This window comes from Acetobacteroides hydrogenigenes, from assembly GCF_004340205.1.
Taxonomy (GTDB): Bacteria; Bacteroidota; Bacteroidia; order Bacteroidales; family ZOR0009; genus Acetobacteroides; species Acetobacteroides hydrogenigenes.
On record NZ_SLWB01000017.1, the window covers coordinates 15,400 to 35,241 of the forward strand.

Genomic DNA, 19,842 nt, shown 5'->3' on the forward strand with positions numbered 1-19,842 from the left:
ACTAAACAGCCCCAATTTTTTTCGCCAAATATTCCTTACCGAGTAGCTCAGAGCAAGTAAGCGTTGCCGTTAACGTAACGCCCAAAGCTCCATGTACGTTAAGGTTTTGGCCTGTTAGAAAGAGATTTTCGATCTTGGTTTTTGTAGGAATGAGCGATATCAACGGATTTTTGTAACTTTTGGAAATCCCATAAGCAGAACCTTGGGGTGTTGCCGTATAATCTCTATAGGTTAGAGGTGTTGCCGTGTATATCCTTTCTATGCTCTCCCTTATATTCGGTATATATCGCGCAGCAAAATCAATGATTTCTTCCGCTTTCGCCTGCTTAAACTCCTTGTACGAATCCCCTCTCCTTTCAACCGTTGTGCCACTCCACTGCGCAACCTCATCAAAAAACATAGGAGAAAGAATTGTAACCACATCGGCAAACTTTTCGTTGTAGCTGTTGGCCTGGTTGCAAAGTAAAGCGAACCTTACACGCTTATCCTCTGGATGAGCCGTTGCATACCACGCATCGGAACCTTCGTGAAGGTAGTAGTTTCTGTTGATGTAAGGGAAGGAATCCTTCTTCATTATCAAGTAAACGGTAAACAGCCCATAGGTATTGGGCATCGAATTCATGCGAGTTAAATAAGCCTTCTTAATTGCCTTTGTTTTATCAACCAAATCAAAAGTTGTGGCAGGATGCAGGTTCGATATGAAATATTTAGCCTCAATACGCTCGCTTCCATTTAACTCTACCGCAGAAATTCTGTTGTTCTCCACTATAAAACGGGTAACCTCTTTGCGTTTGAGCACCTCTCCTCCATTCGATCGGATAACATCCGCAAAAGCATCGGCAATGCTTTGGGTACCATCTACAATGCGGTATGCGCCTTCTATATTAGATCCCGTAATCATAGCATGATGGTATAGCATCGAATGATCGCGTTCGCCACCGTAAAGCGTTACATTACCGGCAAGAATATTACGAAGTTTCTCGTCTTTTACGGTTTCCTCAATCATATGAGAGGCGGACTGCGAGAAGTACTCCATTCCTCCTGCACTGATAATGCCATTCTGCAAATGCTTTACGCTAATAAGATCATAGATATTCTTTATCCTATTAGCGTACTCCTTCAAGCCTGATCGTTCGGAAGGAAACTTCTCTGCAAGGGTATCAACAAATCGGTCGTAGCCCATCGCATAGCTATACTCGCAACCTCCGTAGTTAATAACATCAAAAGCATCCTCATCTAAGCGACGAAGCTTTACCTTATCTAAAATTCCAAAATACTTAAAATACTGATGGAGGATCTGTCCCGGATCTAAGCTTCCGATATAGTGAAATCCCGTATCAAGCAGATGCCCATTTCTCTTAAAGGACTGAAGGCAGCCACCAATAATTGGATTCTTCTCTAAAACACAAACATGGTATCCCTCTTTCGATAGTATAGCAGCGCACTCCAGTCCTCCCAGACCGCTACCAACTATCACAACATCATACTTACTCATTGCTTTTGTAGAATATATATCGTATTCGAAGTGTGAACATCATTGTCCATTATGCTAATATTTAATCCGCTAGATTTTGTAATTACTTTAATCTGATCGGCAGAGGAGAAGCATAGCTCTCCTTCTGTTTTATTAAACTTGAAGATCTCTGTTGAGAACTTTTCGGTTAGCTTCGTTACCTTATGCTTATCCTGCTTCGATGTATCACCATCTCTGATTATGATCTTGCCACCTGGATTAAGCGCCGCTATGCATTTTTGGATAAGCGCCTCCTGTGCATCTATGCCCATGTAGTGCAAGACATCATTCAAAATAAATATGTCAGAATATGGTATTTCATACTTGGCTGCATTGGCACAAACAAAAGTAAGGTTCTCATTTTTGAGGAAGCTATGGTTAGCCACAGCAATCTTTTCTTCGTCATAATCGATTCCTAGTATGGTACGCTTGGGCGAATACATGGAAAGCATAAAGCAGAGCGGCCCGTATCCACAACCGATATCAGTTATGGTTGCATCCTTAGGTATAAGGTTGTCAAAAACACGGTAGCGCTTTTCCATGCGAACCTTTACCTTCATGTACCACTCGAGCACAGGACCTTTATAGGTGTAGCTATTGGTTAGTGCCTCAAAGAAGTAAGGATTGTCAGCTTTGCCAAACTCATCGCAAAGGCTACTGTATTCTGCTCTCACTAAAGCGCCTATGTCTTTTGATTTTTCCTTATATCCGCTACCGAATTGGGTATTACCATAAGGGATTCTCTCCATAATATCGGTAACAATAGTTCCCTTCTTAATAAAGAAAGGCTGTCGCTTAGAAATTACCATTCCATTACCGTAAAGCACTATAGGAAGGATATCCATCTTCAGCGTCTCCGCCAAATAGAACGCCCCCTTATGGAAACGTTTAATGGAACCATCAACAGAACGGGTTCCCTCGGGGAAAACAACCACCGAGTAACCATCAGCAATCTTCTCCTTAAGAGAATCAGCTAACGCTTCATATCCATTGGCGGTATGGTAGAAATCGGCATAGCGAACAATTCTTCCAAAGAAGGGAGAATTCCACACCCAACCATTGGTAACCATTACTGTTTTAGGATTAAGCCCTAAAAGCACAAGTATGTCAATAAACGATTGATGGTTGGCAACTATAACTGCTGGTTTCTTGAAGTCTTCGCCATGCTTGTTAATTCGAACTTTTCGCACCATAAACATAACATCTACAACAGCTCGAGTTGCAAAACTTACGGATACATGAAACCAATACTTCTTTCGCTTTTTACTTACCGGAATGATCCATGAAATCATCATTTGCAGCTGAAGAAAAATGCATCCAAACAAAAAGAAAATATAGGCAAATAATGATCTGGCGATTCCAAGAATGGTATATGGAAATCCACCTCTTTTTACTTGTGATGCAATAAAAAGTCTGAAGATTATCGGTTGTACGGTGTATGAAATTAGCACTACGGCTACCATTCCAAGTAGCGAAATCATCGAAATGGATTGTAATGCGGGATGGCCTGCAAATATCAACGCACCCATTCCTACAATAGAAGTAAAGGCCGAAAAGAAGATGGCAGTTTTGTGAGATGAGAGCATCTTCTTCCCCGTCTTATACTCGTTCAGCAATCCATCCATAATAAAGATGCTAAAGTCGTCGCCAATACCGAATACAAAGGTGGAAAGAATGATATTTACAATATTGAACTCTATTCCCAAGATTGCCATTAGCCCTAGAATAATGATCCAACTAATTGCCATTGGAATAAATGACATTATGGCTAACTCAAGACGACCATAAGAAAGCAGCAACGCTAAGAAAACTAAAACGGAGCAGATGACAAGAATCAGGTTAAAGTCGTTATTCACCGATGCTGCCATCTTTTGAGCGAAGTATGAACGATCGACAACCACCAAATCTTTTTCCGATCTCATCTGATGGTAAACCTCATCCTTATACTTATCCTTTACGGCAACCTGCGTTATAAGCATAGATAACGAATCGGCAGACGAAGCCCAATCCTTGAATAAGGGTGATGCAGCAAGCTCTTTTGCCGAAAAAGAGATCGGTTGGTAAGTTTTATCGAGAATATCTTTAAAGCCGTTAAAGCAACCAGGAGCAAACTGAAGAGCAGCAGCATTCGCTTCGATAAGTGCACAAACCCTCTCACGACGTTCTTTTGTCCAGAACTTATTCCACTTCTCGATACGTTCTTTTTGAACCTCCACCGGAACAAGATACTGTTGAGCAGAAAGCGACTTTTCGATTTTACCCTCCGATTGGAGTAAGGCTAACTTTTTGTTTATACTAGCATAGGCAGTAAGCAGACTGTCGTTGTTCTTACATGCAGATACAAAAAGAACTTTCTTGCTTGTTCCGTTGTATATCGAGTTGATCTTTTGTTCGGTCTTTTTAAGCGCATCCGACTCGTAGTTGAGGTGCATCATATCGCTATCGAAGCGAACATCATTATACCAGAAGAAACAAACACCAACAAGAATGACGATGAAACCTATCAGCCACTTGTTCGAATCGTATCGGTAACTGTTGGCTCGCTCTATCCATTCCAAAAGTTTGCTTTTTTTCTCGCGCTTCTTTTCCGAAAGCATGTGAGGTAAAAATACCAGACAAAAGATAGTGGTGCCAACCAACGATAATGCTGCAAATAAACCGAAGTCGCGTAAAAGCTTCGAGTTGGTGAAAAGTAATCCCAAGAATGCACCGATAGTTGTGAAGCTTCCTATAGTTAGCGGATAGGCTAACTCCTCAATTACCTGCGGAATTGTTTTTGTATGCTCGCGATGCGAAAGAACGTGGATGGAGTAGCTCATGGCAATGCCGAATACCGCCGCACCTGCGCCTATGGCAATAGAAGACATCGAGCCACTAATAAAGTAGATCAACGCAAGGGCAAATAAGCCTCCGAAAAGCACGGGAAGTGATATAAGAATCATCGCCCACCAGTTTCGGAATGCCAACGAGATAAACACAACAATAATCAGGATAGCGATGGTTAGGGTAATCATCGTATCCTTCTTTATCTGTCGGGCATTATAAACGGCAACGCTTGGCCCGCCATAATGCTCGATACTTACCTCTGTCATCTGCTGCATCACCGTTTTGGCCTGCTCTTCGATAGAAGAAATCAACGCTTCATTTTTACCGGTACTTCCTGTTCCATTTACAGGGTCGATCAGAACCAACATCTTCGACATATCTTCCGAAAAGATATAGCCGTCGTACATGGTGTAATTTGCAGCCTCACCAAAAACCTTCAGCCCAGACAAAGCCGAATTTCCTAGCCCTAGAGGATCCTTTACTACAATATCTTTAAGCGCAACACCCATCGGCGAGATCAGATTCTCGTAGTTGGTTTGCATCTTATGCTTTATAGCCTCGGGAGAGGTTAACGAGTCTAGTTTACTATAATCTTTATCTGTAAGGTAAATCGGCAGATTCGCATAAATAAAGTCGGTTACCTGATTCATTGCAGAGACATTAACCTCGGTAACCACATCCTTAATCAAAGGTGCAGCTGTCGATTTTTTCAGCTTGCCCACAAATACCTCGCTAGCCTCTATAAGCTTATCGGGATCGGATGTTTTTGAACTGTCGGCAGATGAAAATAGGATTATGATCTTATCCTTAACCTTTAGGTTTTTAAAAACCAAAGCTGTTTTCTGATTATCCTTGCCATCGGGGAAAAAGCTGGTAACATCCTCATCGAAATTCACTTTAACGGCAAAAAACGACAAAACAATAATACTCCCAACCATCAGGGAGTAAAGAAGTGGCTTACGATTATAAAAGTAGTTATATATCCTAATGAAAAAGGTATCCATTGCTAGAGTGGGTTACGTCTAAAAAAGTTGAGCATTATAAAGGTTATGCTACTAAAAATTACACTGGCAACAACCGCAAGTAAGATACTCCCTACTATATACTGAAACATGCAACCAGAAATAGATTCTATATTGATTGATGATAAAGGAAGTAACGTCGGCTTGTTTAGCGCCAAACCTCCCATTGCCATGCTGCCATAAAGAATAAATGGAATCATCGGAGGAATGCTGATGTTCGATACAGCAACGGCAATGACCTTGTTTAACCTTAGCAGGTGCGCCGTTATCCCTGCCGATATCATTTGCCATCCCCACAAGGGAACGATCCCAAAGAAAATGCCGATCCCTACGGAAAAGGTAATCTTAAGATTAGATTCCTTTGAATGCGTTATATGGTCGCGAGTGAATCGCTTTATGTTTTCCTTGGTTAATGCCCTAAAGAAACTTATCGGGTAGTAGTAAAGCAGGGCAATTGTAACCAAAAAGGTATTCAGGATGCTTATGCGGGTAAAATCACGCAGAGGACGGAAGTGGGAAACTCTCTCCTCCACGCTTGGGTAAAATACCTTAACCGGAATGTTTATCACAGGAATTCTTTTCCAAGCACAGCGTACTATAATCTCAAGTTCAAATTCATAACGAGGAGTAAAGAACTTCATCCCCGCTATTTTATTTAAGGGATAAAGCCTATAGCCCGATTGGGTATCCTGCATGGTAATCCCAGTTTCAACCTTAAACCAAAAGTTCGAAAACTTATTGGCAAAGGTGTTTTTACCCGGCATGTTATCAGCCGTAAGATTACGAGCGCCTACAATAAAAGCATCTGGAGTTTTCTCTATTTGATCGATAAATGAAGGTATATCATCAGGATAGTGCTGCCCATCTGAGTCTATGGTAATTGCATAACGATAACCGAGTTCAGCTGCCTTTCGGAGACCAACCTTTAGCGCATGTCCCTTCCCCCTATTCTCGGCATACGAAATCAGGGTAATGCCCTGTTTGTCGGCAAGAATATCAGCAGTACCATCCGTAGAACCATCGTTTACTACGATGATATCGTTAGAGTAGCAAGCAGCGTCGTCAATTACGCCTAACAGCGTAGCATGATTGTTATAGGTAGGGATCACCACTACAACGCCAAGGGCTTTCAGCCTATCTTTACAATCAATCATTGCTCTGTATAATTAGCCTTCATTTTAAGCATTACCGCTCCGTTTAACGAAACCACCGCTTGAAAGGTGTTTTCGTTTCCCACCACAATGCTCAACTCTACCGCATCATCCGAAGGAATAATAGATGATATGAACTTGCACGAAGGAATAGAGGTATACCTTATGCACTTACCCAGCAAATCGCTAACACATTCCTTTAGCATCTGAATGGTGCAAACGCCAGGGACTACAGGCTGCTGAGGAAAGTGACCCTTAAAAATTGAATGATTAGCATCAATCTTCACAACAAGCTTATGGGCATTGCCTTCTGTGCTGGTGCTTTCTACTGTATAAAAGCGGTTCTTTAGCAGCATAAGAAATTAGATCTTAAATTTATCGTCATCAACGTTGGCATTAAGCCTTTTATCGCTGAACTCGTATAGGGTGTAATCGGTATCATTTTCGTTCATCCTCATAGATGACAAGGTCATGTCACCCTTGTCAAATCGAAGAACAATCTGCTTAAGATAACTCTTTACTCTTCTATTGGTTGGCGTAATTACAACCGTGTAGTGCGATTGGTTTTCAAAGTATTCGGATACTGATTGGTTGCCAAACAAATTTAGATTACCAGTCATACAAGCCGTTAACATGTCGCCCATTTGGCGCATCATTGGGTTAGAGTTCATCTTAACAACAGTAGCCTTACCGTTTGTCTGAATCTTAAACTTCACACCATTCATAACAATAAGGTTGCCCTGAGGATTGGTATACTCAAGGCATATCTTTTGAGCCTTCTTGTAGAAGAATTTACCTTTCGACTTATTTGTTTTTGCCAGTACAGACATAAACTTAACCTGTTCAAAATCGCAAGTGATCGATTGAGTTCTATCGCTGGCACTCTTTAGTCGCTCGCTAAAACCACGCGAAGGATCTATCTTATTGCCATAGTTCTGTGCAAAAGCAGCTGTTGAGCACAGCAACATCAAAGCGAGTAATTTGGATTTCATGTGAAAATAATTGTTTATAAATGGTCACATGTAACTCGCATGATAGATTTTCATCTGTCTTGGTGAATTTCTATATTCATGCTCGTTTCATTTTATCCTATATTTCAAAAAGTTCGTCTAATCTTTTTATCTCGTATCCCTGCTCATGGAGGTTGACAATAACCTGCTCAACCAGCCAATCGCTGTTTTCTAGATTATCGTGCATTAGAATAACTCCACCTGCATGTGCTTTTTTAAGAATTCTTCTGAGCACCTTCTCACGTTCTGACTTAACCGTATCAAACGATCGGATGCTCCAGCCGACAACCTTATACCCCAACTCCCGAACAGAGGCTGCAATAGTAGGGTTCGTCACCCCAAATGGTGGGCGAAACAGGGTTATCGACTCTCCGGTTATATTTGTTAGAGCCTCATTGCACCGTTGTAGTTCGTCAACCATCTTCTTCGTGCTTAGAAGAGGAAAAAAAGAAGTATGATAGTAGGTATGATTTCCTACAATATGGCCTTCTTCTATCAGCATCTTAACCAACTGGGGATGCTTCTCAACCTTATCACCAATACAAAAGAATGTAGCCTTAACGTTGTAGCGTCTCAGAACCTCTAAAACCTTAGGCGTCCAAACCGAATCAGGACCATCGTCGAAGGTGAGCGCTATAGACTTGCTGTTACCTTTTGCCCTACAGAAAGCCTTAACGTATACTCCGGCAGAGATACTTACCGAGGCATACACCGCTAAAAGCAAAAAGCCAACAACAAGAATTACTACATACATCTCAAGGCTATTTTATAGTCGTCGTTAACCACCAAAACTCGCTTAGCACCAGATTTAACCTCCTCTACTCCCTTAAACATGGCAGCAGCTGAGGCTGTATGGTAACCTTTATCTGCATTTATTGTGATGTCGAACTCTCCATTAGGATTTTGCCCACCTAAGTACAGACCTTCAATAACACCAAGGCATTCGGTTGTAGGTGTACGGCTTAGCATAAAGAAGAAGGAACCTTCGTCTGGCGTATTTCCTTTACGAAATGCACCCAATCGCTCCATGATTTTTTGCTGGGTAGGTGTTTTCTCATCAGCAGTACCAACAAGAATATGCTCAGCCTCGCCATCTTCAGCCATCATTATCGCATCCAGCAGAGCGCTCTCGAAGCTGGAGAAGCGATGAGCATAGGTCATGTTGTAGCAGTGGCTTTTCGATAAAAGGGCAACTTGTCCCCCTATCGTATTAAAAGTAGACTGGATGAAAGGCGTAGGATTGAGCAGCTGCTCGTTGCTATCCTGTATCGACTTCAAGAACTTCTCGCTATCGGCAAGACAGCCCAATCCGGTAGCTGTAATAATGGCATCAATACGATCAACCGAAGTTTTACGAATGCAGTCCATTGCCGTTCCTACTCCCATCTTTACAACGTAACTCATTCGGCGACGCATGTTAGCATCGGGGATCAGCGTTTTGAAGTCTAACTCCGCATGGTAAGCACTCGCACTATTGATGTAAAGAGCCATCTTTCTTCGTAAATATTAGTGATGAATTATTTCCTCCAAAGCCAAACGAGTTGGACATAACAGCGCTTATATCGTTTCCTTCGCTAAAAGATGTCTCAGGAGTAAGCCCTAAACCTTCGATTGGAGATGTAAAGTTGAGGTTTGGGAAAATCATCCCTCTATCAATTGAAAGAACCGAAAATACAGCCTCAATACCTCCGGCAGCAGCAAGCGTGTGCCCGGTATACGACTTTGTTGAGCTAAACGCAGGAACGCTATCGCCAAACAGACGTCGTAAGGCTGCTCCTTCCGAAGCATCGTTATTGGGGGTTCCTGTTCCGTGAACGTTAATGTAGCTAATGTCGCTTGGCTTTAGTCCACTCATGCTTAACGCCTGGCTCATGGCGAGGTATGCTCCATTACCTTCGGCTGAAGATGCTGTTTGATGGTAAGCATCGTTGGCATTGGCAAATCCGCCTAGCAAACAGTATGGTTTACGGGAAACGGTATCGGTACGCTGAAGCACGATATAACCGGCACCTTCGCCAAGGTTAAGCCCTGCACGCGAATTGTCGAATGGACGGCACTTTTGGCTATCGAGAATCATCAGCGAGTTAAAGCCGTTAAGGGTGAACTTGCACAGCGCATCGGTGCCACCAACAACAACACAATCTAGGTAGCCATGCTTTATTAGTCGGGCACCCAGCATTACAGCATTTGCAGCCGACGAGCAAGCTGTACTGATGGTAGTAGAGAAACCCTTTATACCACAGTACTCCGCTATTTTATGCGTGCTATCGTAGCAATCGTGAGATGCGACGTTTCTTAGCCTTCCTTTAGAACTATCCTTTGCAAACTCCTCGTAGAAGCCGTAGGTTAAGTCCATTCCGCCTACCGAGGTGGCAGAAACAAGCCCAACGCGGAGTTTATCCAAATCGATTCCAGCATCCTTTAATGCTTCATTGGCAGCAAGCATACCCAACAGAGCAGTTCTCGAATAGGTATTACGCTCAGGTAGCGATAGTATCTGCACCAACTCCCTATTCGACGCCTTAACCTCCGAAACCGGAAGGTTGTGGGTAGAATCAAAGAGGGTTATGCTGCCCATGCCATCCTTTTGCGAAGCAAGCGATGCCACATTAGCATCTACCCCAATGCCAATTGAGGAAACAACTCCTATGCCGCTAACACAAATCTGCATTACTTTCTGTTTTTTTCGATATACTCAGCCAAGGTACGCACCGAATAGAATATTGGTTTTGCCTCGGCAGGATTCTCGATACGCAATCCGTACTGCTTCTCAAGAATTAGGATGATTTCTAGTGCGTCAATCGAATCGAGACCAAGCCCATCGCCAAAAAGAGGCGCTTCGGCATCAATCTCTTCGGGAGTTATCTCCTCTAGGTTAAGCGCTTCAATAAGCTGAACTTTTAGATCGTTTATTAGCTTCTCCATATCTATTTTTTTTCAATTATTACTAACTCTGCTTGATAGTCGTTGCCCAACAGCTCGCACCAGCCGTAGATGACAGCCTTATACTGGCTCCTTTCGAGCACCATACGTGCGTAGCTTTCGAGGGAGCTATCAGATTTATTCTCGTTGATAAAGAAAGTGTTTTCGCCTTGTATCTTATGGCGAATGCATACCTCGCCCAGAACAACGTTTGGCAAGGTATATACGAACACGGCAGGACTTGCACCAGCCTCCGAATGCTCGTTAAGTATGCGCTGGTGGTTGATGTCGGTATCGAGCGATGAGCTGCGGTTGGCTAGTACAATTCCCAAATCTAGGGGAGCATACTTTTTATCCTTAAGCAGATACTCAGCGGCAAGATAGCCTAGCTTGCACAGGTTATCCATCTTGTAGAACTTCATATTCGGAGCCTCAAGATGCTTAAATGCCCCACGAATAAACTCCGCAAAGTCACCGCCTGCTTCAAACACAACGTTACCATCTACCACCACCTTACCATCGGCAATCTGGCAGCTACCGATACGCTGTGCTGTACCGTCATTCTCCTTAACCTTAATCTCCTTGGAATGCTCTTCGAGAGCAAGCACCACGGCGCCGTTGCATCCCCCAAAGCCGGAAGCTGTTTTCACGCATCGTACCATGCTACCGATAGGCTGATGTTCCCCAGAGACTACAATAGGTTGAGGAACGCCCAGCTCAGCAAAACCCTTGGTTCCAATAACCAATCCGTGCTTTAGCATCTCCACGCACATCACCGTTTCGATGACGCCCGAAGCACCGAGCGTATGCCCAAAGTAGGGCTTTAGGCTATTCACCGGTACAGATGATAGTCCAGCCAAGGCTATTGCCTTCGACTCCATCTCGTCGTTATAGGATGTTGCCGTTCCGTGTGCGTTGATGAAGCTGATATCCTCAGCAGTCAGACCGTTCTCCTGCATTGCCTGCTGTATGGCGTAGCACAGGCCATCACCCGTGCGCGAAGGACCAGAAATATGGTTGGCATCGTTGGTAATAGCGCCGCCTTCGACAGCAACGCCACAGGAAAGGCTCTTATCCGAAGTTATAAGGATTGTCGCACAGCCTTCGCCCAGCGTCAGTCCATCGCGGTGGGCATCGTAGGGCGTGCAGGGGCGGCTGCTAACCGACTTGAACGCCGAAAATCCGCTTACCACAAAGCGGGTAAGGATATCGGCACCGACAACCACAACATGCTTATATGCACCTTCGCGAACCAGACGCGAGGCTATAACAGCTGCCGATACGCCAGATATGCAGGCGTTGGAGATTACCTCCGGCTTGTTAAAAGCATTAAAGTAGCTAGCCACGCGCTGAGCCATCTTCCAAAGGTAGGCACCTTCGTCGAGCACCTCTACGCTTTGGCTAAGCAGATCGACATTGCCCTTAGTTGAGGAAATGATTACTGCAGCGTCTTTGCTTGCCAGGCTAATCCCCGATTGCTCCAGAACATCCTTAATCGAAAGAATCATCATCCTTTCGGTGCTGGTGTAGCCTTCCAAACCTGCGGCTTGAGCCATGGCGCTTAGGCGCTGCCAATCTACCTGCGCTGCCAGGAACGGATGCTCGTAAAGGCTAGGATCATCAACAGGTACAATACCCGACACGTAGCGCTCAAGGGCGTTAAAGCACTCTTCGGTGGTAAAGCCCACCGAGCTAATAACGTTGGTTGAACCTACGTAGGCTATATTACTTACTCCACTCCCCATTTCTTCTTCCACTGAATGTAAAACTCGGGGTTAACCAGCTCCAGCACGTTATCCCTATTCAAGAACACCTGCGTGCTCTCGCCTGTGGCAACAACCTGCATGTCCGACTCCCTGTAAATGGTGTACTCGAAGATAATCTTTGCCGCTTCGCAGCTGATGTAGCGCGTTTCCACAATTGCGGTATCGCCGCATACCAACGGATACTTAAACTCCAGATTTATCTTTACCAGCGGAACCACATAGCCGCTGTTGTACATCTCCATGTAGCCCAATCCGCCATACTGACGGCCGAATGCTTCGCGGCCATCCTCGAAGTAGCGAACATACTCTCCATGCCACACGATCTGCATCGAGTCGACCTCGCTAAAGCGTACCCGAAGCGGGGTGCGATTTATCAAGCTTGGAGCTTGGCGTTTTACTTTTTTTGCCATTTTATCCGATTTTTATTTTCATGAAGGCTATTGAAGGCATCCACAAAAACATTACAGCATTCTCCCGATGCGGGAGAGCATCTCAACTATATTTTTACCGTTCTCCCGATGTGGGAAAGTGTAAAAACCATCATTTTCTTGCTCTCCCGATGCGGGAGAGCTCCAAATTCACCATTTTCATCGTCTCCCTAATTGGGAGAGCGACAAATTCACCATTTTGTTGTTCTCCCGATGTCGGAGAGCGAGAAAACCACCATTTTCAGCGTCTCCCAAGCTGGGAGAACCCCCAATACACCATTTTGTCGTTCTCCCGGTACGGGAGAGCAACGCAACGATCATTTCACCATTCTCCCGGAACGGGAGAGCAGGTATAATCAGCGTTACTTGGCAGCGCCGGGCGTTGCAACCTTCATCTGGCATTCGGCAATAAGCCTATCACCCAACATTACCTTTGCCGATAGCAGGGTGATGTCGAAGACCTCCATTTCTACCTCTACCTCTGTGTAAAGGTCATCACCCACGCGGGGTAAACGATCTATCGTTAGCCTGTTTATAGAGCCTATGAAGCCAATGGGAACCTCCGTTCCATTGCTGATATGGATGTAGCCAATGCGCATGGCTGCCGACTGAGCGATATGCTCAATTACACCACACTCCTGAAGCACACCATCCTCACAGAAGATGTTATCCTCCTTCACCAGAAGTCCACTAGCCGACATGTTCTCCTGAACTCCAAAGAACTTGTCGACCATCACAATTGGGGGGCGCTGAGGAATGTACTTCAGCACCTCGTCGCCTTCAATTATGGCTTTCTCAAATACTCCCATAGCAATCCTTTTTTGTTACGCTTGTAGCGCAGCACGTCCATCATGTCGCTTTGCGGATCGTCGGGGAAAACCCAAGCCTTTCCGGTTTCCAAAGCCATTCGTTTTACCTCTTCTACCTCGAAGCCCTCTTCGAGGTAGTAGGTTGGAGCAAGCAAGTCATCATTTGGAGAGATAACTCCTTTCGCTATAGCGATTGACTGAAGCTTAGTTCCGGGGTATATTCTCATCCCCATGTAGGGGAAAAAGACGCTGTACTGTATCTTCTTGGAATTCTCTATTGTTTCCCTTAGGGTTTCCGGCGTTTCGCCGTAGCCGCCAAGTATCAGGAAGTGCGCGTAGAAGATGTTATGCTTCAGGCATAGCTCCGACGACTCCAGCACATCCTTAAAGGTAAAGAGCTTTCCGTAGTTAGCCAGCTGCGTGTCCGAAAACGATTCTGTTCCAAACTCGATGTGCGTTAGCCCCGATGCCCTGAACAGCGCCAGCATCTCATCGCTAAGGTTATTTGGAGCGAAGTATGCTCCCCATCGTATCTTTAAACCGCTCTTGATAATCTTCTCGGCCAGCTCGATGTTGTAGCTGTTGTTGATGTTGAATACCGAATCGGTAAAGAACAGGTAGTTGATACCCTTCTCCTCTTTTACCCGCTTGATATTATCTATAATCAAATCGGTGTCGAGCGTGCGAACCTTTCGTCCATCAATCAGCGGATAGGAGCAGTAGATGCAGCTGTAGGGGCATCCGCGCTTGGTTTGGATGTTGAGCATTCCGCTGCTCTGCCAGTAGAAATCGATAAGATCGTGCTCAAACTTAACATCGAGCGACTTTAAGTATTTTGTATGAGGATTACACCTAAAGGTTCCATCTACGTAGCCGGCAATGCCCTCTATCGCCGAAGGATCTTCGCCCTTTTCGAGGGTTTGAATCAGCTGGCATAGCGACTCCTCTCCTTCCCCAATAATCCCGTAATCGGGCTTAAGCTCATCAATAAGCGCTTGAGGGTAGATAGAGAATCCGGCTCCACCAATGAATACGGTTGCTGTTGAATTCTCCCTTATACACGAAACAATCTCCCTGTAGCTACCTATAAAGCTCGATCGGTCCAACGAGTTTGCCCCATCAATATTACGCAACGAGACCCCTACATACGATGGATTTATCCTTTTAAGCTCCTGGGCAAGTTCTTCGTCGGAATGGAGGTTACAATCAAATACCTCCACCTGAAAGTCTGCAAGGTTCGACTCCAAGTAGCCTCGCAAGTAAGAAACCCCGATGGGGTACACGGGGTAAGGTACGCGGTGACGGTTGGCAGAAACGAGCAGTATAGTTTTCTTCATTAATTCCAAAATTGGTAAAAGTTATACCATTGCTGAGGATACCTCGACACAATGGCTTCCAGCTCCTTTTTGTACTGTTCGAATAGGAGTTCTTCTGGTTTTCGAGTAGCTGTTCGAGCTACCGGAGCGGCCACCTTAAAGTAAAAGCGATACTTCCAGCTCTTCTCGCGCATGGCAAAGTAGAAAACCACAGGAACCCTCAGGCGCGAAGCAACAAGAAACGGCCCTGATGGAAACTTGGCATCAGCACCCATAAAGCTTGCAGTAATCACGTTCTTGTCCGACATATACCTGTCGCCCTGGAAGCACACATATTCCTTTGCGTTAACGGCAGCCTTAATTCGGATAATACTTTCCAACGAATCCTCGGTTAGCGGAATCACCTTGTAGTTTTTATCACCTCCATGTTTCTCGATGGCAGCCTTTATCTTTTGATACTCGGCATCGTACATCACGATATTGATCTTACGGCCATAGTGGTCGAAGAATGGCGCTCCCACCTCCCAGCTGCCCACATGCGCACCAATTATAGTTACGCCTTCGCCGGAATTTAGCACGCTAAGAAACTCCTCGTAGTTATCAAAGTCGAACTTATACCGATTGGCCATGCCATTCAGGATGGCCACCTTATCGATGATAGTCTGTCCAAAACGGTAGTAGCTAACCAGAATCATCCACCCCGCCTTAAGCTTTCCATACTTAAGGATGTGGCGATTGTAGCGCCACATGGCTTTAGTGGCCTTGGGTGCAAACGGCACAAAGTAGGGAACAACAAACAGAAGATGAAAATAGGCAGCCCTTATTCCCAGATACTTTATCACAAGAATAAAAAAGAGGTGCCCAAACGAGCCTCCTCTTGACTTGCCGTTCCATGCCTTCCGGCTAGTTTCCTCCATTAACCTTTGCCGAGATCAGGTTGTAAAAATCTTCAAACGTTTTGATGCCTACAAAATCAGGTCCTTTTAGCGTTACGCCAAAGTTTTGCTCAATCAGCACCACCACATCAACAAGGTCCAAGCTGTCGAGATCAAGCGTTTCCATTAAAGGAGCATCTGGAGTAATAATAGAAGCATCTACTTCAAATTCATCGGCCAACACGGCGGTCAACTTTTCCTTAATTTCTTCGTTTGTCATTGTTATCTATTTATTATACTTTTTCACAATTAGGGTTGAGTTGGTTCCTCCAAATCCGAACGAGTTCGAAAGGAACGTGTCAAACTCTACATCTACCGTTTGGGTTGGGATATTAAGCGCTTCCGAAGCCTCGTCCTTTTCGGCAAGGTTGATGTTAGGCGCAATAAACCCGTTCTGCATCATTAGCGTAGAGTAAATGATTTCGCTAGCCCCAGCCATCCACATTTCGTGTCCGGTCATCGATTTGGTAGAGGCTACGTAAGGCTTGTTATCGCCAAAAACATCGGCAATAGCCTTTGCCTCGTTAAAATCGCCAATGGGGGTAGATGTTGCATGCGCGTTGACATAGGCAATAGCCTTGCAGTCAATACCAGCATCCTTTATCGCCATCCTAAGCGAACGACTTGGACCGTCGACATTAGGAACCGATATATGCTCGCCATTAGAGGAAAAGCCGTAACCAACGATTTCACCCAAAATGGGTGCACCCCTACGAAGAGCTGAATCTAAGCTTTCCACAAAAAGAGTGGCAGCACCACCGCTAGGAATCAAGCCATCCCTATTCTTATCGAATGGACGCGATGCAGCAGCAGGATCGTCCTCGCGAATCGAAAAGGCGCTTAAGCCATCGAAGCTTCCAACAGAGTAGCTGTTTACCTCCTGCGCTCCTCCACAAATAACGTAGTCTTGAAGGCCATTCTTAATAAGAAGGTAGGCCATACCTATAGAGTGGGAACCGCTAGCACAGGCACCTGCAATGGTAAAGTTTATGCCTCGAAGATTAAAGATCGTCGAAAGGTTCATGGTAACGGTAGAATTCATTGCCTGAAAAATGTTACCCGAACCGATAAGCGTGGTATCATTCTTTGCACGCAGGATATCCACTCCTTCGATCACCGCTTTAGCGGAACTATCGTTGCCGTAGAGTATTCCTACCTCGTTTTGCATGAGGAAATCGTGATCGACACCCGCATTCTGCAGCGCTTCGAGCGTTGCAACATAAGCGTAGTATCCCTGCTCGGGCAGACACACTCGGCTTCGACGATCGAGTTTACCCTTAAGATTGGGCAACTCCAACATGCCTGTTAACCCAGAACGAAAGCCCATCTCCTTACGGGCTGGATCTAATCCTATACCTGACTTTCCGTTATATAATGAGTCCTTTACTTCTTCAAGATTTTTGCCAATACAGGAATAAATCCCCATACCAGTAATAACCACTCTATTCATAGTACTACGTATATAATCCTCCATTTATCGAAATAACCTCACCGGTTATGTAGGCTGAGTTTTCGGATGCCAGAAAGCCCACAAGCTCCGCAACTTCCTTTGCCTCGCCAAAACGCCCGGTTGGGATGAGGCGCTTCAGCTCTGCCTCATCAAGATCGGCAGTCATCTCGGTTTTGATAAACCCAGGAGCAACTGCATTTACGGTAACACCCTTTTTGGCAACCTCCTGTGCAAGCGCTTTGGTTGCAGCAATCATACCTCCCTTTGCAGCCGAATAATTAGTTTGCCCGGGTAATCCCTTGATGCCCGATAGAGAAACGACGTTGATAATACGTCCAAACTTCTTTACTAGCATATTCTTTAGCAAGGGCTGAGTTACATTATAAAATCCGTTAAGGCTGATGTTGAGTACTGCACTCCACTCCTCAGGCTGCATCCACATCATCAGGTTGTCCTTGCGAATGCCAGCGTTGTTAACCAGCACAGAGATATGCGCACCAGCATTTGCCGAATGCCAACCTTCGAGAGCGGCAGCAGTTTCCTGAGCATTTGCCACATCAAACTGCAGCATATCCCCCTTACCACCTTGCTCTGCTATAAGTTCAAGAGTCTTTTCGGCTTCTTCCTTATTCGATTTATAGTTTACAACCACCTGATAGCCCATCTGAGCAAGCTTTACGCAAATTGCTCGTCCTATTCCACGACTACCGCCAGTTACCAGTGCATATTTCATATTGCTCTATTCTTCCTTTACATTTTCTACTTGAGCCTATTCCAAAAATTTAGCGCCAAAATTAGTATTCATTTAGCTTTTTACAACAAAACTAAACGATAGAATTTTTCACGCACTAATTGCTCATCACTCCAGACTTAAGGTAGGCAACCATTGCCTCTATTTCCTTATACTTGGGGGTATCTTCAATAAATACTGGAACAATTGCCCTTACCTGATCGTAGATAGCCTTAGTGCTGGTTGATAGCTTATCTTGGATTCCCAAACAATCAACAGCTTGAGCAATTGCCATAAAATGGATGGCCATTACCTGGAACGAATTCTCGATAACGGTCTTTGCTATCAGCGCGGAGTTAGTTCCCATGCTTACGATATCCTGATTATCGTTATTGTTAGGGATGCTATGCACGTACATTGGGTTCGATAGCGTTTGGCACTCGGCAGTGGTAGATGTAGCCGTAAACTGAGCCGCCTGCAAACCATAGTTAAGACCTAGAACACCTAGATTTACAAATGGAGGCAGAATACCGTTAATTTTATCGTGGAACAGGTAGTTCATTTGGCGTTCGCAAAGCATGGTAAGCTTGGTAATGGCAATCTTAAGCTTATCCATTTCGTACGAAACGTAATCGCCGTGGAAATTACCTCCGTGGTAAACGCTTTTGGTAACGGTATCAACAACAGGATTGTCGTCAACCGAGTTAAGCTCGTTTACAAGCACCTTTTCGGCATTTTCAAGCTCTTCGAGAACGGGACCTAGTATTTGAGGTACGCAACGCAGCGAGTAGTATGGCTGCACCTTATGCGTAAATATCTTTTCGTTGTTTGTGTCACCATAGAGTTCTACCTCGCGCTTTGGAAGGCAACGGCTATCCTTTGATAGATCGCGCATCATCTCGGCAATGCGTTTTTGTCCCTCATGGAATTTCATGCCATTTAGCACCTCCGACATAAAATCGTCGTACGATGCGGCAATCTCGTTCATCATTACCGAAGCAATAACACCCCAGCGGAGCAACCTACGGGAGTTAATCAGGTTAACAAGGCCAATACCTGTCATAACAGCGGTACCATTACAAACGGCAAGACCTTCGCGAATGTGTACGCCAAGTGGCTTTATTCCGACCTCTTCGAGTACACCCTTGGTATCACGCCTTACGCCTTTGTAGATTACCTCACCTTCGCCAATAAGCGTTAGCGCAATATGCGAAAGCTGAACTAAATCGCCGCTAGCACCTACACTTCCGTGTTGAGGAACGATAGGATATATTTCGTGATTAATAAACTTCGAAAGGATGTCTACTAGCTCGATATGAACGCCCGACTTTCCCTGCGCAAAGGTTAGCAAACGTGCTACCATAGCAGCCTTAACGTAAAGTTCGGGAAGCGGATCGCCTGCGCCAGAAGAATGGGATCTAATAATGTTGTACTGTAGTTGCTTTAGGTGTTCGTCATCTACACGGTACTGCGCCATTGGCCCAAAACCCGTATTTATCCCGTAAACAACCTTGTCTTTTGAAAAGCTCTCTAAGAAACGATATCCACTCTCAACTTTTTCTCTGATATCGTCTGAAACAACAAAATCCTTACGATTAAAAAGAATATCGTAAAGGCCATTAATTCCCATATACTGATTCATAATCAACATGAAATAGTTTTCAATAGAACTAAATAATGTATAAAAGACAACAGGTTCAGCACTAAATACTAAAGCAGCAACTTTAAGGCGTCTATTCTCTTTTCACTGCTAATATACCCCACGATTAAAATCTGAAAGCCCAACCAATACAAAACAATTAACACTCATTTGTGCTTTCACCAAAGCATTAACAAGATGCTAATAAACAACTTACAAATTTCAGGATAATTCACAACACCCTACATTATTCGGCCGTAAAAGTATAAAAAAAAAGAAAGATTCAAACTTTTAAACACTATTAGAAAGGTGTTCTGTTACTTAT

General features: G+C 44.5%; 18 protein-coding genes. All 18 read right to left on the bottom strand.

What is annotated here, in order from left to right; translation table 11 throughout:
• Position 1: 1 nt before the first annotated feature.
• The 18 genes from CLV25_RS13975 to CLV25_RS14060 all read right to left on the bottom strand — a co-directional run bounded on the left by CLV25_RS13975 (position 2) and on the right by CLV25_RS14060 (position 19,529).
• Positions 2-1,495, bottom strand: coding sequence for a phytoene desaturase family protein (locus CLV25_RS13975; RefSeq protein WP_131840287.1), 1,494 nt, complete (start codon positions 1,493-1,495; stop codon positions 2-4).
• A complete protein-coding gene (locus tag CLV25_RS13980) occupies positions 1,492-5,343 on the bottom strand; it encodes a trifunctional MMPL family transporter/lysophospholipid acyltransferase/class I SAM-dependent methyltransferase (RefSeq protein WP_131840288.1) in 3,852 nt (1,283 codons plus the stop codon). The genes CLV25_RS13975 and CLV25_RS13980 overlap by 4 nt, the downstream gene beginning before the upstream one ends.
• A gap of 2 nt (positions 5,344-5,345) precedes the next feature.
• Entirely contained in the window at positions 5,346-6,515 is a 1,170-nt protein-coding gene (locus CLV25_RS13985; RefSeq protein WP_131840289.1) for a DUF2062 domain-containing protein, read from the bottom strand.
• Entirely contained in the window at positions 6,512-6,868 is a 357-nt protein-coding gene (locus CLV25_RS13990) for a hypothetical protein (protein WP_131840290.1), read from the bottom strand. Before CLV25_RS13990 ends, CLV25_RS13985 begins: the two co-directional genes overlap by 4 nt.
• 6 nt (positions 6,869-6,874) lie before the next feature.
• On the bottom strand, positions 6,875-7,504 hold the full coding sequence (locus CLV25_RS13995) for a LolA family protein (RefSeq protein WP_131840291.1): 630 nt from the start codon (positions 7,502-7,504) through the stop codon (positions 6,875-6,877).
• A gap of 97 nt (positions 7,505-7,601) precedes the next feature.
• Complete coding sequence (locus tag CLV25_RS14000; RefSeq protein WP_131840292.1) at positions 7,602-8,276, bottom strand: polysaccharide deacetylase family protein; 675 nt, start codon at positions 8,274-8,276, stop codon at positions 7,602-7,604.
• A complete protein-coding gene (locus tag CLV25_RS14005) occupies positions 8,267-9,013 on the bottom strand; it encodes a beta-ketoacyl synthase chain length factor (protein WP_131840293.1) in 747 nt (248 codons plus the stop codon). Before CLV25_RS14005 ends, CLV25_RS14000 begins: the two co-directional genes overlap by 10 nt.
• Complete coding sequence (locus CLV25_RS14010; RefSeq protein ID WP_131840294.1) at positions 8,994-10,193, bottom strand: beta-ketoacyl-[acyl-carrier-protein] synthase family protein; 1,200 nt, start codon at positions 10,191-10,193, stop codon at positions 8,994-8,996. Before CLV25_RS14010 ends, CLV25_RS14005 begins: the two co-directional genes overlap by 20 nt.
• Positions 10,193-10,447, bottom strand: coding sequence for a phosphopantetheine-binding protein (locus CLV25_RS14015; RefSeq protein ID WP_047447399.1), 255 nt, complete (start codon positions 10,445-10,447; stop codon positions 10,193-10,195). Before CLV25_RS14015 ends, CLV25_RS14010 begins: the two co-directional genes overlap by 1 nt.
• Before the next feature lie 2 nt (positions 10,448-10,449).
• The gene (locus CLV25_RS14020) at positions 10,450-12,189 is read right to left on the bottom strand and encodes a beta-ketoacyl synthase N-terminal-like domain-containing protein (protein ID WP_131840295.1); all 1,740 of its coding nucleotides are present in this window, start codon (positions 12,187-12,189) and stop codon (positions 10,450-10,452) included.
• Positions 12,174-12,620, bottom strand: a complete 447-nt coding sequence (locus tag CLV25_RS14025) for an acyl-CoA thioesterase (protein ID WP_131840296.1) — start codon at positions 12,618-12,620, stop codon at positions 12,174-12,176. Before CLV25_RS14025 ends, CLV25_RS14020 begins: the two co-directional genes overlap by 16 nt.
• 380 nt (positions 12,621-13,000) lie before the next feature.
• The gene (locus CLV25_RS14030; RefSeq protein ID WP_131840297.1) at positions 13,001-13,447 is read right to left on the bottom strand and encodes a hydroxymyristoyl-ACP dehydratase; all 447 of its coding nucleotides are present in this window, start codon (positions 13,445-13,447) and stop codon (positions 13,001-13,003) included.
• Positions 13,423-14,784 carry a lipid biosynthesis B12-binding/radical SAM protein gene (locus tag CLV25_RS14035; protein ID WP_131840298.1) on the bottom strand — a complete coding sequence of 454 codons (1,362 nt, stop codon included), beginning with the start codon at positions 14,782-14,784 and terminating at the stop codon, positions 13,423-13,425. The genes CLV25_RS14030 and CLV25_RS14035 overlap by 25 nt, the downstream gene beginning before the upstream one ends.
• Entirely contained in the window at positions 14,784-15,680 is an 897-nt protein-coding gene (locus CLV25_RS14040) for an LpxL/LpxP family acyltransferase (protein WP_131840299.1), read from the bottom strand. Before CLV25_RS14040 ends, CLV25_RS14035 begins: the two co-directional genes overlap by 1 nt.
• Entirely contained in the window at positions 15,667-15,918 is a 252-nt protein-coding gene (locus CLV25_RS14045) for an acyl carrier protein (RefSeq protein ID WP_131840300.1), read from the bottom strand. Before CLV25_RS14045 ends, CLV25_RS14040 begins: the two co-directional genes overlap by 14 nt.
• Positions 15,919-15,924: 6 nt before the next feature.
• On the bottom strand, positions 15,925-17,148 hold the full coding sequence (locus CLV25_RS14050) for a beta-ketoacyl-[acyl-carrier-protein] synthase family protein (protein ID WP_131840301.1): 1,224 nt from the start codon (positions 17,146-17,148) through the stop codon (positions 15,925-15,927).
• A gap of 4 nt (positions 17,149-17,152) precedes the next feature.
• The gene (gene fabG, locus CLV25_RS14055; protein WP_131840302.1) at positions 17,153-17,881 is read right to left on the bottom strand and encodes a 3-oxoacyl-ACP reductase FabG; all 729 of its coding nucleotides are present in this window, start codon (positions 17,879-17,881) and stop codon (positions 17,153-17,155) included.
• 115 nt (positions 17,882-17,996) lie between these two features.
• Entirely contained in the window at positions 17,997-19,529 is a 1,533-nt protein-coding gene (locus CLV25_RS14060) for an HAL/PAL/TAL family ammonia-lyase (protein ID WP_131840303.1), read from the bottom strand.
• Between the last annotated feature and the right edge of the window lie 313 nt (positions 19,530-19,842).

Excerpts from the sequence above, each read along its gene's own strand:
- CLV25_RS14025 (WP_131840296.1), bottom strand. The coding sequence starts at position 12,620 with ATGGCAAAAAAAGTAAAACGCCAAGCTCCAAGCTTGATAAATCGCACC.
- CLV25_RS14020 (WP_131840295.1), bottom strand. The coding sequence starts at position 12,189 with ATGGGGAGTGGAGTAAGTAATATAGCCTACGTAGGTTCAACCAACGTT.
- CLV25_RS14040 (WP_131840299.1), bottom strand. The coding sequence starts at position 15,680 with ATGGAGGAAACTAGCCGGAAGGCATGGAACGGCAAGTCAAGAGGAGGC.
- CLV25_RS13975 (WP_131840287.1), bottom strand. The coding sequence starts at position 1,495 with ATGAGTAAGTATGATGTTGTGATAGTTGGTAGCGGTCTGGGAGGACTG.
- CLV25_RS13990 (WP_131840290.1), bottom strand. The coding sequence starts at position 6,868 with ATGCTGCTAAAGAACCGCTTTTATACAGTAGAAAGCACCAGCACAGAA.
- CLV25_RS13980 (WP_131840288.1), bottom strand. The coding sequence starts at position 5,343 with ATGGATACCTTTTTCATTAGGATATATAACTACTTTTATAATCGTAAG.
- CLV25_RS14060 (WP_131840303.1), bottom strand. The coding sequence starts at position 19,529 with ATGTTGATTATGAATCAGTATATGGGAATTAATGGCCTTTACGATATT.
- fabG (WP_131840302.1), bottom strand. The coding sequence starts at position 17,881 with ATGAAATATGCACTGGTAACTGGCGGTAGTCGTGGAATAGGACGAGCA.
- CLV25_RS14000 (WP_131840292.1), bottom strand. The coding sequence starts at position 8,276 with ATGTATGTAGTAATTCTTGTTGTTGGCTTTTTGCTTTTAGCGGTGTAT.
- CLV25_RS13985 (WP_131840289.1), bottom strand. The coding sequence starts at position 6,515 with ATGATTGATTGTAAAGATAGGCTGAAAGCCCTTGGCGTTGTAGTGGTG.
- CLV25_RS14015 (WP_047447399.1), bottom strand. The coding sequence starts at position 10,447 with ATGGAGAAGCTAATAAACGATCTAAAAGTTCAGCTTATTGAAGCGCTT.
- CLV25_RS14045 (WP_131840300.1), bottom strand. The coding sequence starts at position 15,918 with ATGACAAACGAAGAAATTAAGGAAAAGTTGACCGCCGTGTTGGCCGAT.
- CLV25_RS14030 (WP_131840297.1), bottom strand. The coding sequence starts at position 13,447 with ATGGGAGTATTTGAGAAAGCCATAATTGAAGGCGACGAGGTGCTGAAG.
- CLV25_RS14050 (WP_131840301.1), bottom strand. The coding sequence starts at position 17,148 with ATGAATAGAGTGGTTATTACTGGTATGGGGATTTATTCCTGTATTGGC.
- CLV25_RS13995 (WP_131840291.1), bottom strand. The coding sequence starts at position 7,504 with ATGAAATCCAAATTACTCGCTTTGATGTTGCTGTGCTCAACAGCTGCT.
- CLV25_RS14035 (WP_131840298.1), bottom strand. The coding sequence starts at position 14,784 with ATGAAGAAAACTATACTGCTCGTTTCTGCCAACCGTCACCGCGTACCT.
- CLV25_RS14005 (WP_131840293.1), bottom strand. The coding sequence starts at position 9,013 with ATGGCTCTTTACATCAATAGTGCGAGTGCTTACCATGCGGAGTTAGAC.
- CLV25_RS14010 (WP_131840294.1), bottom strand. The coding sequence starts at position 10,193 with ATGCAGATTTGTGTTAGCGGCATAGGAGTTGTTTCCTCAATTGGCATT.